20 protein-coding genes, 1 riboswitch and 1 other annotated feature are annotated in these 22,648 nt (G+C 41.0%); of the genes, 13 read left to right on the forward strand and 7 right to left on the reverse strand.

Annotated features, from left to right (window positions below; genetic code table 11):
- Positions 1-49 precede the first annotated feature (49 nt).
- The 6 genes from LCM09_RS10650 to LCM09_RS10675 all read left to right on the forward strand — a co-directional run bounded on the left by LCM09_RS10650 (position 50) and on the right by LCM09_RS10675 (position 6,702).
- Complete coding sequence (locus tag LCM09_RS10650) at positions 50-223, forward strand: glycine zipper domain-containing protein (RefSeq protein WP_224881407.1); 174 nt, start codon at positions 50-52, stop codon at positions 221-223.
- 95 nt (positions 224-318) lie between these two features.
- The gene (locus LCM09_RS10655; RefSeq protein WP_224881409.1) at positions 319-1,704 is read left to right on the forward strand and encodes an FAD-dependent oxidoreductase; all 1,386 of its coding nucleotides are present in this window, start codon (positions 319-321) and stop codon (positions 1,702-1,704) included.
- Complete coding sequence (locus LCM09_RS10660; RefSeq protein ID WP_224881411.1) at positions 1,701-2,699, forward strand: class I SAM-dependent methyltransferase; 999 nt, start codon at positions 1,701-1,703, stop codon at positions 2,697-2,699. Before LCM09_RS10655 ends, LCM09_RS10660 begins: the two co-directional genes overlap by 4 nt.
- Positions 2,700-2,799: 100 nt before the next feature.
- Complete coding sequence (gene asnB, locus LCM09_RS10665; protein ID WP_224881413.1) at positions 2,800-4,647, forward strand: asparagine synthase (glutamine-hydrolyzing); 1,848 nt, start codon at positions 2,800-2,802, stop codon at positions 4,645-4,647.
- Between the two features lie 171 nt (positions 4,648-4,818).
- Positions 4,819-5,076, forward strand: coding sequence for a hypothetical protein (locus tag LCM09_RS10670; protein WP_224881415.1), 258 nt, complete (start codon positions 4,819-4,821; stop codon positions 5,074-5,076).
- 86 nt (positions 5,077-5,162) lie between these two features.
- Positions 5,163-5,419: a binding site (T-box leader), on the forward strand.
- 62 nt (positions 5,420-5,481) lie between these two features.
- Entirely contained in the window at positions 5,482-6,702 is a 1,221-nt protein-coding gene (locus tag LCM09_RS10675) for an MFS transporter (protein ID WP_224881416.1), read from the forward strand.
- Between the two features lie 54 nt (positions 6,703-6,756).
- Here LCM09_RS10675 and LCM09_RS10680 read toward each other — a convergent pair whose 3' ends face one another.
- The 3 genes from LCM09_RS10680 to LCM09_RS10690 form a co-directional block, all read right to left on the reverse strand.
- On the reverse strand, positions 6,757-8,145 hold the full coding sequence (locus tag LCM09_RS10680) for an ammonium transporter (protein ID WP_263622907.1): 1,389 nt from the start codon (positions 8,143-8,145) through the stop codon (positions 6,757-6,759).
- Positions 8,146-8,165: 20 nt separating this feature from the next.
- The gene (locus LCM09_RS10685) at positions 8,166-8,507 is read right to left on the reverse strand and encodes a P-II family nitrogen regulator (RefSeq protein ID WP_224881418.1); all 342 of its coding nucleotides are present in this window, start codon (positions 8,505-8,507) and stop codon (positions 8,166-8,168) included.
- Between the two features lie 245 nt (positions 8,508-8,752).
- Positions 8,753-10,492 (reverse strand): glycoside hydrolase family 13 protein, encoded by a 1,740-nt coding sequence (locus LCM09_RS10690; protein ID WP_224881420.1) that lies wholly within the window; start codon positions 10,490-10,492, stop codon positions 8,753-8,755.
- 295 nt (positions 10,493-10,787) lie between these two features.
- Between LCM09_RS10690 and LCM09_RS10695 the strand changes: the two genes are divergently transcribed.
- The 4 genes from LCM09_RS10695 to LCM09_RS10710 all read left to right on the forward strand — a co-directional run bounded on the left by LCM09_RS10695 (position 10,788) and on the right by LCM09_RS10710 (position 15,488).
- Complete coding sequence (locus tag LCM09_RS10695) at positions 10,788-12,071, forward strand: extracellular solute-binding protein (protein ID WP_224881422.1); 1,284 nt, start codon at positions 10,788-10,790, stop codon at positions 12,069-12,071.
- A 94-nt stretch (positions 12,072-12,165) separates the two neighbouring features.
- Positions 12,166-13,449 carry a carbohydrate ABC transporter permease gene (locus tag LCM09_RS10700; protein WP_224882934.1) on the forward strand — a complete coding sequence of 428 codons (1,284 nt, stop codon included), beginning with the start codon at positions 12,166-12,168 and terminating at the stop codon, positions 13,447-13,449.
- A gap of 1 nt (position 13,450) precedes the next feature.
- Complete coding sequence (locus tag LCM09_RS10705; RefSeq protein ID WP_224881423.1) at positions 13,451-14,293, forward strand: sugar ABC transporter permease; 843 nt, start codon at positions 13,451-13,453, stop codon at positions 14,291-14,293.
- A 175-nt stretch (positions 14,294-14,468) separates the two neighbouring features.
- Positions 14,469-15,488, forward strand: coding sequence for a LacI family DNA-binding transcriptional regulator (locus LCM09_RS10710; RefSeq protein WP_224882936.1), 1,020 nt, complete (start codon positions 14,469-14,471; stop codon positions 15,486-15,488).
- A 54-nt stretch (positions 15,489-15,542) separates the two neighbouring features.
- On the opposite strand, the gene ligD is transcribed toward LCM09_RS10710, so the two are convergent.
- The 4 genes from ligD to LCM09_RS10730 all read right to left on the reverse strand — a co-directional run bounded on the left by ligD (position 15,543) and on the right by LCM09_RS10730 (position 19,835).
- Entirely contained in the window at positions 15,543-16,775 is a 1,233-nt protein-coding gene (gene ligD, locus LCM09_RS10715) for a DNA ligase D (protein ID WP_224881425.1), read from the reverse strand.
- A gap of 28 nt (positions 16,776-16,803) precedes the next feature.
- Entirely contained in the window at positions 16,804-17,745 is a 942-nt protein-coding gene (locus LCM09_RS10720) for an ATP-dependent DNA ligase (protein ID WP_224881426.1), read from the reverse strand.
- 66 nt (positions 17,746-17,811) lie between these two features.
- Positions 17,812-18,663, reverse strand: coding sequence for a non-homologous end joining protein Ku (ku, locus tag LCM09_RS10725; RefSeq protein WP_224881437.1), 852 nt, complete (start codon positions 18,661-18,663; stop codon positions 17,812-17,814).
- 302 nt (positions 18,664-18,965) lie between these two features.
- Positions 18,966-19,835: an SDR family oxidoreductase gene (locus tag LCM09_RS10730; protein WP_224882938.1), complete on the reverse strand. Its 870-nt coding sequence runs from the start codon at positions 19,833-19,835 to the stop codon at positions 18,966-18,968.
- Between the two features lie 143 nt (positions 19,836-19,978).
- Here LCM09_RS10730 and LCM09_RS10735 point away from each other — a divergent pair, with 143 nt between their 5' ends.
- From LCM09_RS10735 to LCM09_RS10745, 3 genes are all read left to right on the forward strand, one after another.
- The gene (locus LCM09_RS10735; RefSeq protein WP_224881439.1) at positions 19,979-21,109 is read left to right on the forward strand and encodes a histidine kinase N-terminal domain-containing protein; all 1,131 of its coding nucleotides are present in this window, start codon (positions 19,979-19,981) and stop codon (positions 21,107-21,109) included.
- A 48-nt stretch (positions 21,110-21,157) separates the two neighbouring features.
- A riboswitch (TPP riboswitch) is annotated at positions 21,158-21,262 on the forward strand.
- Positions 21,263-21,379: 117 nt separating this feature from the next.
- A complete protein-coding gene (gene tenA, locus LCM09_RS10740) occupies positions 21,380-22,072 on the forward strand; it encodes a thiaminase II (protein ID WP_224881450.1) in 693 nt (230 codons plus the stop codon).
- Complete coding sequence (locus LCM09_RS10745) at positions 22,069-22,647, forward strand: ECF transporter S component (RefSeq protein WP_224881452.1); 579 nt, start codon at positions 22,069-22,071, stop codon at positions 22,645-22,647. Before tenA ends, LCM09_RS10745 begins: the two co-directional genes overlap by 4 nt.
- The last annotated feature ends 1 nt before the right edge of the window (position 22,648 follow it).

A 22,648-nucleotide genomic window follows, 5' to 3' on the forward strand; every position in this document is an offset into this window, starting at 1 on the left:
TTGATAGGTGTTTTTTTATTCATAATAAAATCATGCAGGAGGGATATGAGTGAACGATAAAAAGCCGAAGAAGAAGGTGGCTGCACCAGGAACGTTTATAGGTGTGGGAACTGCATTAGGTGTCGTGTATGGCGTCGTCTTTGATAATATTGGACTTGGAATTGCCCTTGGCGTTGCTATTGGAGCAGGCTTGGATAGTATCCTATTTACTAAAAAGAAATAACTGTTCATAGTTTAGTCCTTTGGGCTAAGCTTTTTTGTGTGTCGCATTAAATATTTGAGCTAGCACATCTCTCAAGGATCATTCTGTTTATCCAGTTGAGAAGAAGGGAAGAGAAGGGTAGTAACGAGGTGATAGAGATGCAGTACGATGTCTTAATAATCGGAGGGGGAATCGCAGGGCTCACCCTTGCAGTGAAACTAGGTCAGAGCAATGTGAAAACCCTAATCGTAGAAAAAGATAAGAAAAGCGGTTTGATATACAAAGGAGAACTTCTACAACCTAAGAGCCTCGATATACTAGATCGCATCGGTCTCCTAGAAACGGTGAAAGAGAACGGAGTCAGTCTTCCTTCCATTCAATTTCATGAATTCGAACGGATGGACAATGGCTCTCTTAAGAAATTAAGTGAAAATGAATTTCGATATGATCTTATTCAATCTCCTTACAATACGTCTTTAATGATTCCCCATGAGCGGTTGAAAAAACTATTGTTTGAAGAAGCATCGAAGTATGACTCGATCGATCACATACAACCAGCAAAGTTTACAGGGTTTACTGATGAAGAATCATCTAAGAAAAAAGCGGTGATCGAGACGAAAGAGGGACAACTTGAGATACAGGCGAATTTCTACGTCGGTGCTGAAGGTCGAGCGTCTCCAACACGAACGGCGATGGATGTAGAAATGAAGAAAACCTCATACAACCATCATTTCCTAACTGTCTCATTTCCTCGCCCTGATAGCCTTGATAAATCCACCATCATTACGACCCAGAATCGTTTTCTTGGACTATTTCCTCTTCCAAATAATGAAGTGAGAAGTGTACTGCTGATCAAGCCAGGAGAGTTTAAAGAAATGCGTAAAGAAGGACTCGATTCTTTCTATCGCGCATACTGCGAATTGATACCTGAGCTCGATGGGTATGTCCAACAGATCGATTCGTGGAAAAAGATCCAGCTCATGATTCCAGTTAGACACAATGTCTCCCAATATGTAAAAGATAACATTATCTTAACTGGTGACGCAGCGCACAGTGTGCACCCGATGGCGGGAGAGGGGATGAATCTAGCTATACAAGATTCGGATGTGCTTGGGGAGCTGCTATGTTGGATGTTTAAAACGAACCAAACAGAATGGAAGCACCTTAGATGGTATGAAAAGGTGAGGAAACCAAGAGCAGAGTTTGTTTCACGTCTCAGTCACCAGGCAGCACTGCTTTATTCATTCCCTTACCGTCCATGGCAACGATTAAGGATAAAAGGGGTACAGCAAACAGAGCATTCATCCGTTCTTCATTACAAGCAGATGCTCAATACCTCAGGGTTAGGGATTTGGAAATTTACGATCTTTGATCGCATGAAGCAAGCAGGTCTCCTTCCGGCAAGGAGAAATGATCATAAACTTTCTGGTATCGAACAAAAAGTGATTTTTGATAAAAACGAAGATTACCCGTGGAAGGGTAGTAAGGGGGAGATAGGATGAACGAGGTAAAAAAGATATGGCGTGCGAGGAAATGGATGAAGAGCAATGAGCCCTTTCTTTATGCGTGGCACGCCCATTTAGGTTACGAACATGATTTATTTGATGAATTTCATCATGGAGCTACTGTAACAGCAGTTGCGGATAAACGGGGGATGAACGAACTACTTTTAACTAGATGGTCTGAGGTGGGGGTTGCGATCGGCCATTTGAAGGAAGACAAGAAAGGCTTGATTCGATCCAAGAAAAGTATGGTTGAATCGATGTCGAAGAATAGCGACCAGAACGTAGGCGTATTGTTAAAAGAGATGATGGAATTACATATTCCGATTCTCCTTTCGTACTCAAAATTATTGAACGGTAAGGAGTATGCTTCATATAAGGACGAAGATTACGCAGGAACGGTAGCCGCCACTTCAAGTTTTATTGAACGTTTTGCATTTCCGAAAGTGTATCAATGGCTCCAAAAGGTGGATGCGAAATCAGTCGTGGACTTTGGAGCAGGGTATGCAGGCTACCTCTCTAGAATCGGAGCAAAAAAAGAAAACATGAGGCTCGTTGGGATCGAGAAAAGCAGGCAAGTTTGTCTTGATGCTGAATCACATATTCCTTACGAATTAAAATCATCAATCGATCTTTATCCGGAAGATATGATGAGCTGGAGCTGGGACGGTGATCGATTTGATGTAGCGATGATGAATAACTTACTATACTACTTTGCGCCAGATGAAAGGTACAGCCTTTTTCAAAAAGCAAGTGAAGTGACAAGTGATAATGGATCCTTGATCATCATCTCTCCTCTTCATGAATCAGAGCACGGCCACGCGTTCTCAGCTGCATTCAATAGCTTTATGAGCGCTCATAGTAACCTTCATCAGCTTCCAACAAGTACGGAAATGGTAGACATGGCGACAAAGGCAGGCTTTGAACTAAAACAGATGAAACCGATTGTTAAGGAAGGGGCATGGTACTGCTTAACCTTTCAAAAAGCTGTGTAGAGAAGCCCCATAGAGGGTTTCTTTTTTTTGTGGAGTTTCCTATCACAAAATTTGGGCTCCTGCATACGTTAAAGAGAGTATGGATTGGAGGGGAAAGCCTTTGTGTGGAATAACCGGGTGGGTAGATTGGAAACAGGACCTAACACAAAAGGAAAAAGTACTTCAACAGATGGCGGCGACCCTGTCTAAACGTGGACCAGATGATACGAATTGTTTTATGAACAAACACTGTGGTTTTGGACACACGCGACTCATTGTCGTTGACCCTTCCGGCGGAAATCAGCCGATGTCACGAGAGCATCTTAATCAGAAATATACGATTTGTTATAACGGTGAATTATATAACACTGAAGATTTACGGAGCGTGCTCCTCTCAAAAGGGTATACGTTTCGATCTCATTCTGATACCGAAGTGCTTCTAACTTCCTATATCGAATGGGGAGAAGACTGTGTCGATCACTTAAACGGGATCTTTGCATTTGCTATATGGGATGACCTTAGGAAACACCTGTTTCTAGCAAGAGATCGCCTTGGGGTGAAACCTCTGTTCTATCGTTCTAGTGGACCATCCCTGCAGTTTGGATCAGAGCTTAAAGCAATCCTTGCTCATCCTGATGTGAAGACAGAGATCGATCGAGAAGGGTTGCAAGAAATATTTGGGCTCGGACCTTCTCGTACGCCTGGTCACGGTGTGTTCCGAGGGATAAAAGAGGTTCGTCCTGGGTTTGCCATGGTCTTTAATCATAGTGGTTTAAAGACGTGGCGTTACTGGGATGTTAAGAGTAATGAACATACAGATAACCTTGAAACTACTGTAGGAAAGGTCGGGGATCTTCTAAAAGACTCGATCAAGCGCCAACTTGTGGCTGATGTGCCGGTATGTACATTTTTATCAGGTGGTGTTGATTCAAGTGCAATCACTTCCGTAGCTCAATCAGCGTTTCAGGATGAAGGTAGAGGTGTTCTTCGTTCTTTCTCTGTGGACTATGTAGACAATGATAAATACTTCGAGAGCAGTGAGTTTCAGCCGAATTCAGATGCTCCTTGGATAAAACGTGTTTCAACAGAGCTCAGTACAGACCATCGTAACTGTGTAATCGATACTGATCAGCTCGTGCATCATTTAAAAGAGGCAGTCATATGTCGTGATTTGCCAGGCATGGCTGATGTGGATTCATCGCTATTATGGTTTTCAAAACAAATCAAACAGCAAGCAACCGTCGCACTATCTGGCGAGTGTGCTGATGAAATATTTGGTGGATATCCATGGTTTCATAAACCAGAATTACTTGACCAAGAACAGTTTCCGTGGATGCGTTCGACTCTTGAACGTCAAGCGATGTTAAAAGAAGACATTAGAAACAAATTAAAGCTCGAAAGCTATGTAACAGAAAGGTATCGAGAAACGATCAAAGAAACACCGAAGCTTGATGGTGAAACTGAACTAGAAGCGAAAAGAAGGGCACTTTTCTACTTGAATTTAAATTGGTTTATGACGACGTTACTTGAACGCAAAGATAGAATGAGTATGGGCGCAAGTCTAGAGGTGCGAGTACCTTTTTCAGATCATCGAATCATCGAATATGTGTGGAATGTTCCCTGGGAAATGAAAATGCTCGATGGAAGAGAGAAAGGGCTGCTTCGAAAAGCTATGACTGGTGTATTGTCCCATGATGTTCTTTACCGAAAGAAAAGTCCTTATCCGAAAACGTATAACCCTGCTTACACGAAAGCTGTGAAAACGTGGCTAACAGAAACGCTCGCGAATAAGCAAGCACCGATTCTCGAACTGATCGATCGAAAAGTGGTGCAGGACATTCTGGATACAGATGGGAAAGCATTTAAAGTTCCATGGTTCGGTCAGCTTATGGCAGGACCTCAGCTCATCGCACATCTTGCACAGATTAACTTTTGGTTAGAGCACAATAAGATTAATCTTGTGGATTAAAGAAGGGTTATTGATCAAAAATAATGTGAAATAAAATAAGAGTAGAAATGTCCTGTGGATGGTTACAGGACATTTTTCATTGGTGTTGTTTTTATGGTAGTAAATTTACTTAAGGTGCGGTCAAGGGTATGTGGTAGAATATGGGTGGGGATGAGGAGGTAGATGACAAAGGTGAAGAAAACGCATTTTAAACGACTATCGATTATTTGCTTAATCGTTAGTTTGCTAGTTTGGCTTCCTAATATTATTTTTAATGTATCTAGTCAATTATGGGTTGTAACATTTATTATTGCTCCAGTTGGAATTGTTTTTGCAGCATTAATAAAGAAGAATTCACTCATAATCGCAAATACGTTCATGTTTTTTAGTTTTTTTATCTTTATGTTTTTTGGATATATCGTAAATTTTATTACAGATGGGAACCCTTGAGTCTAAAGTGTTAAGAATCTCCCTAGGAAAAATCTGAGCGAAAGTAATTTACAAAACTTTTTAATTATGGTAATATTTTTACAAATTTAAAGGCTTTGAAGAGAAGAGTAAATATCCTTACCATCTACAGAGAACTCCGGTTGCTGAAAAGGAGTATGGAACGGTTATTGAACCAAACCTCTGAGCTTTACATTGGATCCATTATTGGTGATGGTGTAACGGGAGCTCCCGTTATAGAGATAGGGTATACGCAAATGTAGTAAATTGCCGTACCTGATAAGGTTGATATGGCGACATATCGATAAACTGAGGTGGCACCGCGATTACGAATCTCGTCCTCAAGACTATTGTCTTGGGGGTGGGATTTTTTTATTGGTTCAATAAAATGTAATTGCGAGGTGTGTGATGAAAAAGGTAACGTCGAAAAAACATATTGTGCTTTTAACTAGTATAGGATTATCGAATGTAGGAGGGTGGATCTATCATATCGCGCTAAACTTGATCATCCTCGACATGACAAAATCAGTTCTTGCCGTGACAGCTCTTTATATTCTAAAGCCATTAGCAACGCTCCTTACAAATGGATGGTGCGGCAGTTGGATTGATCGAGTGAACAAACGAAGATTGATGATTGGTTTAGCGCTATTTCAATCACTAGTAACAGCGATTCTTCCATCACTTACTTCAATTGTGTTTATGTATTGTACTGTTCTCGTCATAAACATGTCGAGCTCTATCTATCATCCTACATCGATGGTGTACATTACGAAGTTGATTGTGCACGGGGAAAGGAAGAAGTTTAATTCTTTTAGAAGTCTCGTAGATTCTGGAGCTTTTATCATCGGACCTGCTATTGCTGGCTTTCTATTCATCATAGGTACACCAACCTATGCGATTTACATCAATTCTGTAGCCGTAGCTAGTTCTGCATTATTAATGATTATCATGCCTAATGTGGAAAAAAGTGACGGCATGCCTAAGGGTGAGTCTCTGAATGTATCAATTCAAGTCATGAAAGAGGATTGGAAAATCGTACTGAACTACGCTAGAAAAGCAGGGTATATCGTTAGTATTTACTTTTTGTACAGTGCGATCACTGTGATGACATGGGGAGTCGATTCGCTCGAAGCTGCTTTTTCGAAAGAGGTGCTGCATTTAACAAATAGTTCGTACGGTTATCTTGTCAGCATTTCGGGAGTAGGAATACTAGTCGGTGCGATCGTTAATACAGTCATGATAAGAAAACTAACAACATCATGGCTGCTAGGGGGAGGGGCGGTTGTTCTCTCTCTCGGATATATAGTATACGCCTTATCAGGTGGGTTTGAAATGGCGAGCTTTGGATTCTTTCTCCTTTCGTTCGCTCTTGCATTTGCGAACACTGGATTCGATACCTTCTATCAATCAAATGTTCCTGTCGAGATGATGGGGAGGATCGGTAGTTTGTTTGGATTCATCGAAGCTTTTATCGTTATCATCATCATGTTGCTATTTGGACTTCTTGCTGAAGTGATTTCGATTCAATTTGTTGTCGCTGGAGGGTCGTTTGTGATGCTGATCATTTCTCTTCCGCTATTCATCATGAGCGTTTCGCCATCGAAGGGTGAGTACTATTCGAATACGTAGTGGAATGTAAAAACCCGCTCAGAGCATACGCTTTGAGCGGGTTTCATTCGGAAATTATTGTGTTTGAGATTCCTTTACTTCTGGCGATTCTAACCGATTTAATCTGTCGACAAGGCCGTGGCCAAATCCAGCTCCTGTAGAAAGACTGTTGCTTGAGTTGATTGCTCCACGAACTTCATAAGCAGTTGAACCGTGTTCAGAAAAATCGAGTCCTTGGATTTCTTCTTCTCTTGAAACGCGAATTGACGAGAAGCGTGTGTAAACGAAGAGGAATAATCCTACAGTCGAGAATGTCCAAGCCATAACAGCAAGAATTCCAATTGCTTGAACACCAAGGAGGGCAGCGCCACCACCATAGAAGAGACCACCGTCTATTGCAAAGAGTCCAACAGCAAGCGTACCCCATACGCCACATACTCCGTGAACTGCAATCGCGCCAACTGGATCATCTAGCTTCACTCGACGGTCGATCAATTGAACTGCTTCGATGAGAATAATACCAGCGATAAGGCCGATCGCAATGGCACCGAGTGGAGAGACGCTTGCCGTTCCAGCAGTTATACCAACAAGTCCTGCAAGGGCTCCGTTTAGCGTAAGCGATGCATCGATCTGTTTGTATCTGATATAAGAATAAAGAGCGCTTGAGATTACGCCACCCGACGCAGCTAGAAGAGTTGTAGCGACGATCGTAGGAATAAGTGCGTCACTAGCAGATAATGTACTACCAGCGTTAAATCCAAACCAGCCAAACCATAGAATAAATACGCCTAGTGCGCCAAGAGGAATGTTGTGTCCTTGAATAACGTTCACTTTATCTTTTGAATATTTACCGATACGCCCTCCAAGGAATGTAACGGCTACGACAGCACCAAGTGCACCTGTAAGGTGGACGACTGTTGACCCAGCGAAATCAGTAAATCCTAACTCTGCTAACCAGCCGCCTCCCCAAATCCAGTGTCCTACTACTGGATATACAAATCCGACCATTGCGATTGTGATCGCGATATAGCTGATCAGTTTCATACGTTCAGCAACTGCTCCTGAAATAATTGTTGCACACGTAGCAGCAAAAACAGCCTGGAAGACAAAGAATCCAATTTGATCAGACTGTCCTGTGAGGAAAAACCCGCTACTACCGATGAATCCTGAAGCAGAGTCCCCGAACATGAAGGCAAATCCGATTACGAAGTACAAAACAGCTCCGATCGACATCGTTAACAAGTTTTTCATTAAAATATTAAGTGCGTTTTTTGAACGGGTGAACCCAGTTTCTACCATTGCGAATCCTGCATGCATGAAGAACACGAGGAATGTTGCGATCATGACCCAAACCGTGTCGATCGATTGACTTACTACTGTTATAGCTGATGCATCTGCCGCGGCATATGCCTTTCCACTCGATAATAGAATAATAGCTGCAAATAGAACTGATACTTTTTTCAACGTAACCATCCTTTACTTTTTTATTTAAAAGCAGTTAGACCGTGTTCACCTGAGCGAATCCGAATAACATCTTCTACTGGGTAGACGAAGATTTTTCCGTCGCCTACTTGCCCAGTTGAACAAACATCACGAATCGTTTTTACAACATGATCGAGAAGATAATCTTCAAAAATAAGTTCAACTTTTACTTTCGGTTGGAGATCCACTTCGAAATGACTTCCCCTAAAGAGCCCCGTTTGTTTCTTTTGTAAACCACACCCTGCAACTTCTGAAACTGTCATTCCTGTAATGCCTTCATCTCTTAATCGATCTCTTAAGTCCTGAAAAGATTCAGGACGAATAATCGCTTCGACTTTTTTCACTTTTCGCACCTCCATGTTAGTTAATCTCACAAACATTATTTTCTATATGCTTATATTATGCTGTATCGCGGTGAAGTTCAAGTTTATTTTTAGAATATTTAAAATAGTTTGTCACAAAATCTAACAAGTGCAAAAAAGGAAAATGCTAGGATTGCAGGTGGGGTCTAGGTGGTTGCGCTTTCAGAAATTGAGAGGGGAAAGACATGAAAAAAAGCTTCTGGAATGAATTCCAGAAGCTGTAAGCTTTAGATGAGTGAGATGATCTCATACCCATATGGTTTGAGGTGGACAGTCGCATCGTTAAATTCTTGATTGCTTACTAAGCTCTTTGCACGATGTTGAACGAAGTTTGCAATTGAAACGGAAGAAGAAGAGTCTGCATTGTTCAAAAGGAAGAGGAGGGTTTCCTTTTCAGTCCGTTTAATAAATTGCGTGATCGTTTCACTTGTCGTAAACAGTTCGTACGACCCAGCGGTACCGAATGCTTCGTGCGTCTTTCTTAATGAGATGAGCTGCTGTAGGAAATGGAATAACTCTTTATCCTGCTTTTCTTCATCCCAAATCATGCAATAGCGACAGCCTGGGTCTGCACCACCAGTCATTCCGATCTCATCTCCGTAGTAAATACATGGTGATCCGGGGAATGATAGCTGCATGATATACATTAACTTAACAAGATCTTTATTTTCATTCGCAAGCGTCAGCATTCTTGGGGTGTCATGACTCCCGAGAAGGTTAAAAGCAACATCGTTTACATTAGCAGGGTAGGAGTGGAGCAGAGATGTTAGCCTGTCTGCCATCGTATCCGCAGCAATTTTCTTATGTGCGAAGTGATCCAGAACAGCTGACGTGAACGGATAGTTCATAACGGCATCGAACTGATCACCTTGAAGCCATGGCATGGAATCATGCCAGATCTCTCCTAAGATATAGAGTTCTGGCTTCACTTTTTTTACTTCATTTCGAAAATCGCGCCAGAACGCATGGTCAACTTCATTTGCAACATCAAGTCGCCAACCATCGATATCGAATTCTTCTACCCAGTACCGTCCTACATTTAGAAGATATTCACGTACTTCTGGATTCTCGGTATTGAGTTTCGGCATCGTAGGCTGAAATGCAAACGTATCATATGAAGGTAATGGTTCTGTTTCAATCGGAAATGAACGAACATGGAACCAATCACGGTAGCGGGAATTTTCGCCATTCAGTAATACATCTTGAAACGGTTCAAAGTGGTAGCCGCTGTGGTTGAAGACGGCATCGAGCATGATCTTGATTCCGCGCTCATGACACGCATTCACAAGTTTTTTGAACGTTTCCTTATCTCCAAATTGAGGGTCGATCTCCATGTAATCAATCGTATCGTATTTGTGGTTGGAGTGAGCTTTGAAAAAAGGAGTGAAGTAGATTCCGTTTATACCAAGCTTTGATAAGTGGTTCAGATGATCCATCACTCCTTGAAAATCCCCACCAAAAAAGTTAGTTGGTGTAGGAGGGAATTCTCCCCAAGGTAAGCTTTCTTCTGGATCGATCGACGGGTCTCCATTCGCAAATCGTTCAGGAAAAATCTGATACCAGATTGTGTCTTTCACCCATTCAGGCGCCCTGAAGACGTCTTTTCCATTTAAGAAAGGAAAGCTGAAGTAATCATTGGTATCCTCTGGTTGCTCTGTGTAGAATCCTTTTTCAGTGTAAAAAAAAGCTTCTTGTTTATCTTCTAAGAGAAACCCATAACGAAGTCTTCGGTAGGGAGGGTTGATCGCAATATCCCAGTAGTCAAACAAAGAGTCAGAACCTGTAAGGGTCATAGGGTGTTTCATAGATTGCCATGCATGGTCTTCCCAATCATATGGATCACCATGAATGAGTGATACAGACGTTAAATCGCCTTTCTTTGCTTGCAGTTTGATATGTAACGTTTCGTTATTATAAGGATAGGCGAAGTTGTTTTTTGGTCGATGATAGATCGCTTCTTTTTGCAATTTGTCCCCTCCTAAATGCAATCGCTTGCATTAATTTGTACTATTCCAACACGATTTGGTCACAAGGCCTTTCATGCGTGCTCCCCTATTAATGTAGAAGATTCTTGACCTCTAGTCAAATCCCTTTAAGAATAGATCAAATCAAGTATAAAAAAATTTCAAAAAAGTTTTGTGCAAACGGTTGCTAAAAATTTCGCTACATGTATAATTAGGTATAGAAAGTTAGTGCAATCGTTTTCACGAAATCATGAAAATGCTTGTGTGACTATCGTAAATTATTGAGGGGGTTAAAGAAATGAAAAGGTTTTTTGCCTTATTTCTAACACTGGTTTTAGCAATCGGCGTACTAGCTGCTTGTGGTCCGCAAAACAATGAAAGCGCTTCTACAAATAATAGTAACGGTGGCGACGGAGACGCTGAAGCGAACAAACCTGAGAAACTAGTAGTCTGGGAAGATAAAGACAAAGCAGTAGCGCTTGAACCAGCAATTAAAAGTTTCGAAGAAGAACATGGTATTAAAGTTGAATTTAAAGAGCTTGGTATGGCTGACGAAATTAGAGAGCAGATCCGTCTAGACGGTCCAGCAGGTACTGGCCCTGACGTTCTAACTCTACCTCACGATCAGATCGGACAAGTTGCTGTAGAAGGGTTGATTTCTCCAATCGAAGTTGATCAAGAAGTAGTAGACCGTTATACAGAATCTTCTATTCAAGCACAAACTTACGATGGCAAGCTTTATGGACTTCCAAAAGCTACTGAAACGCCAGTATTTATCTATAACAAAGCATTGATGGATGAAGCTCCAGAATCAATGGAGGACGTATACACGTTTGCAAAAGATTTCACGAAGGACAAGCAATATGGTTTCCTTGCACTTTGGGATAACTTCTACTTTGCGAATGCAGTTCTTTCTGGATACGGTGGTTACGTATTCGATCGTTCTGATGAAGGTCTTAATCCTCAAGATCTTGGTTTAGCTAACGAAGGCGCGATCGAAGGTACAGAATACATCCAGAAGTGGTATGAAGAAGGTCTATTCCCTAAAGGACTTATCGGTGAAAACGGTGGATCTACAATGGATGGACTATTTAACGATGGCAAAGCAGCATCTGTAATGAACGGTCCATGGTCTTTCCAAGGATATAAAGATGCTGGAATTGAAATCGGTGTAGCACCGATGCCTAAGCTTCCAAACGGTGAGAACTTTAAGACGTTTATCGGTGTTAAAGGCTGGCATGTAAGTAACTTCTCTGAAAACAAAGAGTGGGCTACAAAGCTAGTTGAATGGGTAGCAAACGCAGAAAACGGTAAGATTCGTTTTAAAGAAACTGGTGAAATCCCTCCAGTTAAGTCTCTAATCGAAGATCCTGTTATTGCAGAAAATGAAGCAGCAAGCGCTGTTGCAATTCAGTCTCAATATGGTACGCCTATGCCTAACATTCCTGAAATGGCAGAAGTATGGGAGCCAGCAGCATCTGCACTTCAATTGGTAGCTACAGGTAAGCAAGATCCTAAGGCTGCACTTGAAGAAGCTACGAAAACAATCAAATCACAGATCGAACAAAATCATAGTAATTAAGTAATGAAAATCAAAAGCGGTACTCCATAAAGGGGTACTGCTTCTCACTTTAATGGATGTCAAAGTGAGGGGAAGAAAGGGGATTGCCATCACGATGGAGGCAACTGGACGTCAAACGAAGCATCGAAAAACAGCATTAGCATTGTCCCTCATTCCAGGGTTAGGTCAGTTCTATAATAAGCAGATTATGAAGGGATTCATGTTCTTTATCCTAACGATTTCATTTGCAGTTGCTTTTGCTGATCTAATTAACATCGGATTATGGGGAATCGTTACGCTAGGAGAACAACTACCACGAGATCACTCTATTTTCCTTTTAACACAAGGAATCATCGCAGTCCTAGTCATTGCGATAGGGTTGTTGATCTACTTCTTGAACCTGCGGGATGCCTATGTAAACGGAAAGAATCGTGACCTTGGCATTCCTCTTAATTCAGTAAGAGAGCAGTATCGAAATGTTTCAGAACAGGGCTTTCCTTATTTAATGCTAGCTCCTGGATTCTTTCTACTAATCTTTGTTGTTATCTTTCCTATCCTATTCGTCATACTTTTATCATTTACGAACTATGATCTTTATCACTCACCACCAGCGAACCTCGTTGACTGGATTGGGATTCAAAACTATATCGATATCTTCAGCATGGATATTTGGCGTAACACGTTCCTAGACGTATTTTCTTGGACAATCGTATGGACGTTCTTCGCAACGACTGGTCAGATCGCAATTGGTATTTTCCTTGCCGTACTGATGAACCAGAAAGACCTTAAATTTAAAGGCATTATAAGAACAATTTTTATCTTGCCATGGGCAGTACCGGCATTCGTTTCAATCCTAGTATTTGCAGGAATGTTTAACGAAACGTTCGGTGCCATCAACAATGACATCTTAGCTGCATTCGGTATAGACAGTATTCCATGGTTAACGGAACCGTTCTGGACCAAAGTAGCTTTAATACTCATACAATTTTGGCTTGGATTCCCGTTCATCTTCGCAATGGTAACAGGTGTACTCCAATCCATACCAAACGAATTATATGAAGCTGCGACCGTAGACGGTGCTTCGATCTGGCAAAAGTTCAGAGCGATTACGCTTCCAATGATTTTATTTGCAATCGCACCGATCCTTATCACACAGTATACGTTCAACTTTAATAACTTTAACGTAATCTACCTATTCAATGGTGGGGGACCTGCCGTTTCGGGTCAAACTGCTGGATCGACGGATATCTTGATCTCATGGATCTACAAACTAACGTTTACTTCAGCACAGTACGGTAAAGCGGCTGCAATTACAATGCTTCTATCCGTTATCGTAATCGCGGTAGCATTGTGGCAGTTTAGAAGAACGAAATCATTCCAAGAAGAGGATATGATGTAATATGAGTACGAAAATGCAGAACACCATCCGTTTAACACTGTCCTATATTGTCATTGCTATCGCTTGTATCATTATTCTATATCCAGTCGCATGGATCATCGGTTCGTCTTTCAATCCAGGTGACAGCTTATCAGGTTCATCGATTATTCCTGAAAATGCAACGCTACAGCACTACAAAGATCTTTTCAATACTGCAGAAAGTGACTACTTATTGTGGTACTGGAATACGTTGAAGATTTGTATCATCACGATGATCCTTGCAGTAGCAATGATTTCTTGTATGGCATATGCGTTCTCTCGCTATCGTTTCGTTGGTCGTAAGAATGGATTGATGACGTTCTTGATCCTACAAATGATTCCTAACTTTGCTGCATTGATCGCAATCTATGTCCTTGCATATATCACTGGTTTTCTTGATACACACTTTGCGTTGATCCTTGTTTATGCAGGTGGATTGTTACCGATGAACACATGGCTAGCGAAGGGGTACTTCGATACGATTCCAAAAGAGCTTGATGAGTCAGCTCGAATTGACGGTGCAGGTCACTTCCGTATCTTTTGGCAGATCATTTTGCCACTTGCAAAACCAATTCTTGCGGTTGTTGCACTATTTAGCTTCATCACACCGTTCACAGACTTTATTCTTGCTCAAATCATCTTAAGAAGTGAAGAGAAGTTTACACTTGCAGTAGGCTTGTATCGTATGATTTCAGATCAGTTTGGAAATGAGTTTACAACGTTTGCGGCAGGATCTGTCCTCATTGCGATTCCAATTTCAATTCTTTTCTTATCGCTTCAGCGTTACTTTATCTCTGGCCTAACAGCAGGAGGAACGAAAGGATAAGTAAAGTTAATAAGGAGGGGGGAGGATCTAGGTTGTCGACCATCTTCTTTCTCCTTTTTAAATGAGTTTGTACAATAGTTATGGAATCGTTTACAATAAGAAAGTATTAACAACGGCTTACTCGAAATCAGCAATCGTTACGGTTGCGTTAGCCTGTTGTTCAGGAGGGAAACCAGTGGCAGTAACGATAAAAGATGTAGCGAAGCTCGCGAATGTGGCCCCATCCACTGTTTCTCGTGTCATCGCAAATAATCCGAGAATCAGTGAAAAGACGAAGCGTCGCGTTCGTGAAGCAATGGAAGAACTCGGTTATCACGTGAATTATAATGCGCGTAGTCTAGCGAATAGAAGTACACAAACCCTAGGAATCGTGATGCCTAGTTCGGCAGATAAAGTATTTCAAAACCCTTTCTTCCCGGAAGTTCTTAGAGGAATCAGTACGAAAGCGCATGAGAATGAATTTACCCTATACATGTCGACTGGATCGAAGGAAGAAGAAATTCTAGATGCAGTAAAAGGAATGGTTCATGGGAGAAGAGTCGATGGCATTGTTCTTCTTTATTCTAGAATCGATGATTCGATTATGAAATTCTTAAAAGATGAAGAATTTCCTTTTACGGTGATTGGAAAGCCTTTTAAGTACCCAGATGAAGTGACGCATGTTGATAATGATAACTTCCGAGCGGCAAAGGATGTAACCGAGCATCTGATCAGTAGAGGACATGAACGAATTGCATTTGTTGGAGGAAAGCTCGACCTTGTTGTAACCGTCGATCGACTAAGTGGTTATGAAAAAGCGCTGCGCGAAGCGAACTTGAAATACAGGGATGATTATATTGTGCACGTTGAGTTTTTGAAAGAAGGTGGGCACGAAGCAGTGATGGAATTATGCTCGCTAGAAGAACCGCCAACGGCACTTGTCGTAGCAGATGATTTGATGGCGCTCGGAATTATGAGCAAGCTTGATGAAATCGAACTATCGGTTCCAGATGATATTTCGATTATCAGTTTCAACAATGTCATGCTTGCTGAATACGCAAGCCCACCGTTAACGTCTGTTGATATTAATATCTTTCAACTAGGCTATCAAGCTGTGAATTGCTTACTCGAAAAAATCGAAGATGCAGAAGCAAGCAACAAACGAGTTTGCGTTCCTCATAAGCTCGTTGAGCGCTGGTCTGTGAAAACATTGTAGAGCTACCGAAGACTGTTGAGATTTTCTCGACAGTCTTTTTTTGATTCAGCGCGCTCACGATGTTTCTTTCTGAAGCTTATCGATGACCGTTGGAAGGGATGGGTTCGTTTCATGAAAATATCTTTCGAAAGGACACCCTTCCTTTTCTATTCGCTCTCGTACAGATTTGATCGTAAAAGACGTTGGTGATAAGGAATCGTTAACTTCGCTCCAGTACAATGGTGCAGCCACTGTAGGTGATTGTTTCCCTCTAGTGGAATAAGGACAGATCATTGTCTTACCTTCAGCGTGTTGAAGAAAATCGACATACAGTCTACCTTTTCGATTTTTTTTCATTCTTTCGATGGTGAAAGAAGCTGGATGCTGCTCGACAAGGTAATTTGCAATAAACGAAGTGAAGATTCTGGTGTCATCGTACGTTAAATCTGAACCTTTTATCGGAATATGTATTTGGATCCCTTTGCTACCCGTTAGCTTAGGGAATCCAACGATCCCAAGTGAAGAGAAAATCTTGTTAATTTCGTTTGCAGCTAATATAACAAGATCGAATGATTTTTCGTCTGGTGGATCGAGATCGAACACGATCTCAACAGGCTTATTCGATTGAATGGTATGAAAAGGAATATGAAATTCGATTGAACCCTGGTTGCCGAGCCAGACTAGTGTGGAAAGGTGGTTGCAGATGATGTAATCAATACCTTCACTTCTATCTGTTTGAATAAAATTTGGTGCATAATCTGGGCAATTCTTTTGATAAAACGATTCATTGCCAACACCATTCGGATAACGGATAACAGTTAGGTGCTTGTCTTTTAGCATCGGTAAAAGAAGAGGGGAGACGTTTAGTAAGTATGAAATATATTCTTTCTTCGTCACATTTGGCCAGTATTTTTTTGAAGGATTCGTAAGTGAAATTTCTCTAGAAAAAGGTAAGTTGGTTAGGATAAGGTTCTCTTCTGTGCACTCTTGATAGTCAGTATCGAGTTGGAACGAAACAAAGGTAGGCGCTAAGATTTTGTTGTTCTTCATACCCTTAAAGGAAAGTTCAACACAGATCCCTGGAGCAATCCTAACGATGTTCTGATCGATATGGTCTTGATTTTCGACGATCGTTTTATGCAAGCTATTATATTCTTCACTAGAAAGTCCTTCAGAAAATGCCCCTATAATCGATTCATGACCGTCTCTCATTATTGAGATGACAAACTCCTCTTGATCTTCATGGTAACCGTAAATGATAAAATTCCCGCTGAAATTGTGATCTTCTTGCGTAAAAATTTCTTTCATGACCTGTTCCACAGAATTTCCTACCTTTCTATGTTTGTTGAAACGAGCAGGTTTTTGGATCACCATCAGTGATCGTTTGAACGACAGGCTGACGTAACCGTTGATCACTCGTCCACTCAAGATAGGTTACTTTTACAATGATTTCTGGAGAGAGCCATACAATGTCTTTGCGGTTAGGATCAAATTCTAAGAAGGGGGAGGTGGATTGTTTCACTAACGTTACCATTTCAGATAGACGAGAAATCTCATCATTTTTTAACTTTCCTGTACCAGCACTCCCGATGTAGCGTAGCTGATTGTTTGAGTCATACAAACCCAATAAAAACGTATTTATAATATTTCCTCGAAATGTTACTCCACATACAGTGGCAAAGATGTCCTGATAATTTTTAACCTTTTTCCAGCTGTCGCTTTTACCATTGATCACATAAGAGCTGTTAAGGTCTTTCCAAACGATGCCTTCCATACCTTTTTCTTTAATTACAGAAAAAAGCTGTTCTCCATTTTCGTGACTATGAACAATGCGAATCGATTTGTTCTGATTTAGTCCTTCTTCGAGTATTTCAAGTCGTTCGATCAATGGGCGATCGTTGACCCATTTACCATCCCATAAAATAACATCAAACACCATGTAGAATATCGGGTTCATTTCTACGCCTTTTGCGATTTGGTTAGCTTTCTTCAGTCGATCTCTGCGCATAACATCATGAAAAGAAGGCTCTCCTTTTTCATTAAGTGAAACGATTTCGCCATCTAAGATAAATGAAACACTTTGAGCAAGTGAAGGTAATTCTTGAAGCTCTGGGTAAGTAGCTGTCCGTTCATTGAGCGATCGATTAAAAAGCTTTAAATGCTGTTTGTCAAAGTAGGCTAATACACGAACACCATCCCATTTCACTTGTGAGATGCCATGTGGGGAGGAAGGGACCGTGGCCGATGTAACTGGCTCAAATGGTTTTATTGGCTTCATTCAAATCCCTCATTTCAGGAGAAATGGGCAGTTCTTATAACACGTTAGATGAAGGAGGCGAACAATCTAATTCGCCTCTTTTTCTTTCTTCTTTTTTACAGATACTTTCTTTTTCTTTTGTTCTTGCTTCTTTGGTTTGGAAGGCTCGGTTGTTCCGGTTGGCTCAAGACTCGCTTGCAGAGCATCCATTAAGTCGACAACGTTTTTCTTTGGTTTTTCCTTCACAACTTTAATGTCATCACCAGATATCTTACTTTGGATAAGTGCCATAATGGCTTCTCGTCTTTCATCTTGGTACTGAGAGGGGTCAAACTCTGTTGTGAGCTGTTCAATCAATTGTTGAGCCATTTTCAATTCTTTATCACTCAAATCCATTTCTTCAGGGAGGTCTGGCACATGATCTAATTCGCGAACTTCATCAGGAAAATACATCGTTTCCATCATTAAACCATTTTTGTACACTCGAACAGCAGCAAGGTGTTCTTTTGAACGTATAGTGATCTTCGCAATTCCAATCCTTCCGGAAGTTTCCATCGCTTTCTTTAGAAGCATGTATGGCTTACTACCGTTATCATTTGGTCCAATGAAGTAGGAGCGATTGAAAAAGACAGGATCAATGTCATCTAGTTCAACGAAATCCACAATTTCAACTGACTTGCTTTTTTCCTGAGCGAGTGCTTCGATTTCATCTCTTTCGATAATGACAAACTTACCGTCTTCGTATTCATAGCCGCGAACAATTTCATCAGATTCCAGAGCTTTTTCACAGTTGGGACACGTTTTCTCATATTTGATCGGCGTATGACACTTCTCGTGAAGGTAACGCATCTTAATATCTTTATTTTCAGTAGCTGAATATAGCTTGATTGGAATGTTCACCAATCCGAAACTAATCGAGCCTTTCCACATCGTATGCATGAGTCTCGTTCATCCTTTCAGGGTGTCTATACTGTTAGAATGTCACACGAACTGTAAAGCATGCAGGGTTATGTAGAAAAGGTGAGAGAGGTGTGTTTCGGATAAAAACTAGGTCTAACGAGGGGTTTAGTGATGGTTATTGTCCAAAAGGCAATTTTATTAGCCAAACTTTCTTTTTAATATCCAAAATCTCAATTTAATGTCCAAAATTCCTTTATATTAGCGAATTAGCACCATTCCAAACGCCTCCGCTATGCCAACAATAAAAAACCTCCCCATCAAAGGGAGGTTTCTCTTTAGTATTAAGACGACATGAATTGTCCGCCATTAATATGAATCGTTTGGCCAGTCATATATGAAGAATCGTCACTTCCAAGGAGTACATAAGCTGCTGCGAGTTCCTCAGGTTGACCAGGACGTCCCATCGGTGTGTTTGTTCCGAAGTCCTTTACTTTATCGCTTGAGAAAGTGGAAGGAATGAGGGGTGTCCAAATCGGGCCTGGAGCAACACTGTTCACGCGAATTCCTTTACCGACAAGGGATTTTGCCATACTTCTTGTGAATGCTGTGATTGCGCCTTTCGTAGTAGAATAGTCGATTAACTGCTCGTTTCCTTCGTAGCCTGTAATTGAAGACGTGTTGATGATGGTACTCCCTTTCTTCAAATGAGGGAGGGCTGCTTTTGTAAGATGGAACATCGAGAAGACGTTTGTACGGTACGTTTTCTCAAGTTGTTCAGCTGTAATATCTTCAATTCCTTTTTGGGGGTGCTGTTCTGCTGCATTGTTAATAAGAATATCGAGTCTGCCGTATACTTCGATCACTTGATCGATCACGCTCTTGCAGAAAGACTCATCGCCAATATCACCAGCTAGAAGGAGGCATTCCGATCCTTCGTTTTCGATGAGCTTCTTTGTGTTTTGTGCATCTTGTTCTTCATCTAGATAAACGATTGCAAGCTTCGCACCTTCTTTTGCATACGCAAGTGCGCAAGCTTCACCGATTCCGCTATCGCCACCCGTTATGAGTGCTACTTTATTCGTAAGTTTTCCTGATCCTTTGTACTCCCAGTCATCGATCAACGGTTTTGGATTCATTTCTTCTTGTGATCCTGGCTGATGGTTTTGGTGCTGAGCTGGTTGTCCATTCGTTTGTTTATTATCAGGGCGCATAATCAGATCATCCTTTCGATTAATATTTTCTCTATGGTAGTGATTACCATTCTCTCTCATTTTCAAACCTGTTTTCTACGATGTAGCAGATGGAGTTTCATGATAAACTAGAAAAAGCATAAGTAGTCAGTGAGGGAAACGCGATGGAAAATAATAAACAGTTTGAACAACAGCTAGCAGCGTTTTTAAAAGATAGCCAGCCTAACATTGTTCAAAAATGGCTGTCGATTGCGAAGCTTTCAAAAGAAGACCCATACTACGAAGAAATCATTCAGAATGGCAAACGTACGGTAGAATTGATATCACACTATATCTTGACTGAGGATGAAAGCTGGATTGTAACGTTGACGAAGAAGATTGCAACGGAACGAATTCAAGCAAATGTAAACATCGGGGAATTCGTTGCAAATATTAATTCGGGGCGATCAGTCGTCATTTCAGTTTTGAATGAATCAGATTTTAACAGAAACGATCTATCAAGAGCACTGCATATTATTAATAATTACTTTAACTCTTACCTTTATCACTCTGTAACTGAATATACAAAATTAAAGGATAGTATCATACAGGATAAAAATCTATTTATTAAAGAGATGCATAGCGACAGACTAACAATCCTAGGTCAATTAGGAGCAAGTTTTGCTCATGAATTTCGTAATCCACTTACATCGATCAAAGGTTTTCTCAAACTGTTAGAAGATCAGCCTAATGAAGAAGCGCTTAGAAAGCATTATTTTGAAATTATTAATGAAGAAATGAATAACCTTGAGGAGAAAGTTCGTCAGTTCTTATTTTTATCAAAGATGCGTGGAATCGATGACGCTCCAACAAAGTTAAACATGAGTGGTTTGCTAGAGTATTCCGTACAAATTTTGTATCCAAGGCTTCTTGAGTCAAACATCGAGGTATCGACCGATATTTCCTCCCATCTAACCGTCTGTGGAGTAGATGAACAGCTAAAACAAGTTATCCTTAATATTTTAATCAACTCAATAGAAGAGTTAAACGAAAAGAACCAAGAGCCAAGAACAATTAAAGTTAAAGGATTTGTTGATGACGATTCTGTTGTCACACACATTTCTAACAATGGGAAACCGATTCCTTCTCACCTAGTAGAAAGCATTTTTGAACCATTTATTAGTACAAAAGAGCTTGGAACGGGTCTTGGACTTTCAGTATGCAAACAAATTATTGAGAAGCATAATGGCACGATATCTGTGCGTTCAGATGAAGATGAAACGACTTTCGTCATTAAACTTCCACATTCTAGTTGACAGAATAGTAAATGAATAGTAGCTTTAAGATTATAATATGAAATGCTTATAGTCCACTAGGGGAGTCATGTAACCATGACTGAGACAGGAATACCTGGACCCTTTGAACCTGATCTGGTTAGCGCCAGCGTAGGAAAGTGGAGACGGATGCAAACGCAGCCGCTCCATTTTTGGAGCGGTTTTTAGTTTGCTTCAGAAATGTTGATGGTTGTGCATATCGGCTCCTTTCCTCTTCATCAGGCGGATGATAAGCGGGAAGGAGTTATTTATATGTTATTTACAGATCAAATGAGAAGAGAAGCAGAACCTATTTTTGAGGCGATTTACCAGCACCCTTTCGTTAGAGGGATCGCCACAGGTCATCTAAAAAAAGAACAGCTCATCCATTACGTGAAGCAAGATTTTGAGTATTTGAATACATTTGCACGAATTTATGGAATCGCCCTTTCCAAGTGTGAGGAAAGGGGAGCTATGGAGTTCTTCAATGAGCAAATTTCTTTCGTCTTAAATAGTGAAGTTCATCCTCATACTAATTTTTGTAGCGTTGCAGGCGTGACATACGAAGAGTTACAAGGCTTTCCGCTCGCTCCTACAGCACATCATTATACGAGACATATGCTCGATGCCGCTCATACTGGTTCACTAGGTGATATCGCGGCAGCATTACTTCCTTGCCCTTGGACGTATCAAGAAATCGGACAGCGGCTCATGGAAGACGTTGCCCCAAATACCGACCATCCATTTTATGATTGGATTACGTTTTATGGGGAAAAAGAAATGGCCTTCGTCACGGAAAAACTACGAGTGATCGTAGACGAGCGAGCAAAAACCGCAACAGAATCTGAACTTCAACGAATGAAAGATTTCTATATTCAAAGCTGCCAGCTTGAGTATGGTTTTTGGGAAATGGCTTATACGATCGAACAGTGGCCTGTTCCTATGATGGAGAGTGAACGGATATGAACCGATTAAAGCTTTCAGATATTCTTATTACGATTGTAATCGCCCTTGTTTTTGGGATTATTTATAAGTTGTGGGGGCCTGTTTACAACATCGTAAAACCTTTCGGACTTCATATTGGTGATGTTGTTTATGGTATGTGGTTTATTGCAGGAACGGTCGCGATGCTCATTCTCAGGAAGCCAGGTGTAGCAATACTAGCAGAAACTGCAGCAGCATCAGGTGAATTTCTTGTAGGGTCAGAGTACGGGCTTTCAGTATTGTTATACGGAATCGTACAAGGTCTTGGTACCGAATTAGTCTTTATGCTGTTTGGTTACAAACGTTATACCGCATTTGTAGCAGCAGTTAGTGGGGTTGCAGCAGCAGCTGGCTCATTGATTATGGATGTCGCCTATGGCTATATATTAGATCTCGCGCTATGGAACCTAATTTTACTGATTTCTGCAAGGGTACTAGGTGGGTTGCTCATTGCTGGAATCTTTGCTTATTTCCTTGTTGAAGCCCTTGAGAAAACAGGGGTAACGAGTCTTGTAAGACCAGCAAGTGACGAGGACTTCAAAGCACTGGATAAGTAAG

Origin of the sequence: Guptibacillus algicola, from assembly GCF_020171805.1 — a bacterium.
In the GTDB taxonomy this organism is placed as follows: Bacteria; Bacillota; Bacilli; order Bacillales; family Guptibacillaceae; genus Guptibacillus; species Guptibacillus algicola.

Excerpts from the sequence above, each read along its gene's own strand:
- LCM09_RS10660 (WP_224881411.1), top strand. The coding sequence starts at position 1,701 with ATGAACGAGGTAAAAAAGATATGGCGTGCGAGGAAATGGATGAAGAGC.
- LCM09_RS10675 (WP_224881416.1), top strand. The coding sequence starts at position 5,482 with ATGAAAAAGGTAACGTCGAAAAAACATATTGTGCTTTTAACTAGTATA.
- LCM09_RS10695 (WP_224881422.1), top strand. The coding sequence starts at position 10,788 with ATGAAAAGGTTTTTTGCCTTATTTCTAACACTGGTTTTAGCAATCGGC.
- LCM09_RS10700 (WP_224882934.1), top strand. The coding sequence starts at position 12,166 with ATGGAGGCAACTGGACGTCAAACGAAGCATCGAAAAACAGCATTAGCA.
- LCM09_RS10705 (WP_224881423.1), top strand. The coding sequence starts at position 13,451 with ATGAGTACGAAAATGCAGAACACCATCCGTTTAACACTGTCCTATATT.
- ligD (WP_224881425.1), bottom strand. The coding sequence starts at position 16,775 with ATGAAAGAAATTTTTACGCAAGAAGATCACAATTTCAGCGGGAATTTT.
- LCM09_RS10720 (WP_224881426.1), bottom strand. The coding sequence starts at position 17,745 with ATGAAGCCAATAAAACCATTTGAGCCAGTTACATCGGCCACGGTCCCT.
- ku (WP_224881437.1), bottom strand. The coding sequence starts at position 18,663 with ATGCATACGATGTGGAAAGGCTCGATTAGTTTCGGATTGGTGAACATT.
- LCM09_RS10730 (WP_224882938.1), bottom strand. The coding sequence starts at position 19,835 with ATGCGCCCTGATAATAAACAAACGAATGGACAACCAGCTCAGCACCAA.
- LCM09_RS10735 (WP_224881439.1), top strand. The coding sequence starts at position 19,979 with ATGGAAAATAATAAACAGTTTGAACAACAGCTAGCAGCGTTTTTAAAA.
- tenA (WP_224881450.1), top strand. The coding sequence starts at position 21,380 with ATGTTATTTACAGATCAAATGAGAAGAGAAGCAGAACCTATTTTTGAG.
- LCM09_RS10745 (WP_224881452.1), top strand. The coding sequence starts at position 22,069 with ATGAACCGATTAAAGCTTTCAGATATTCTTATTACGATTGTAATCGCC.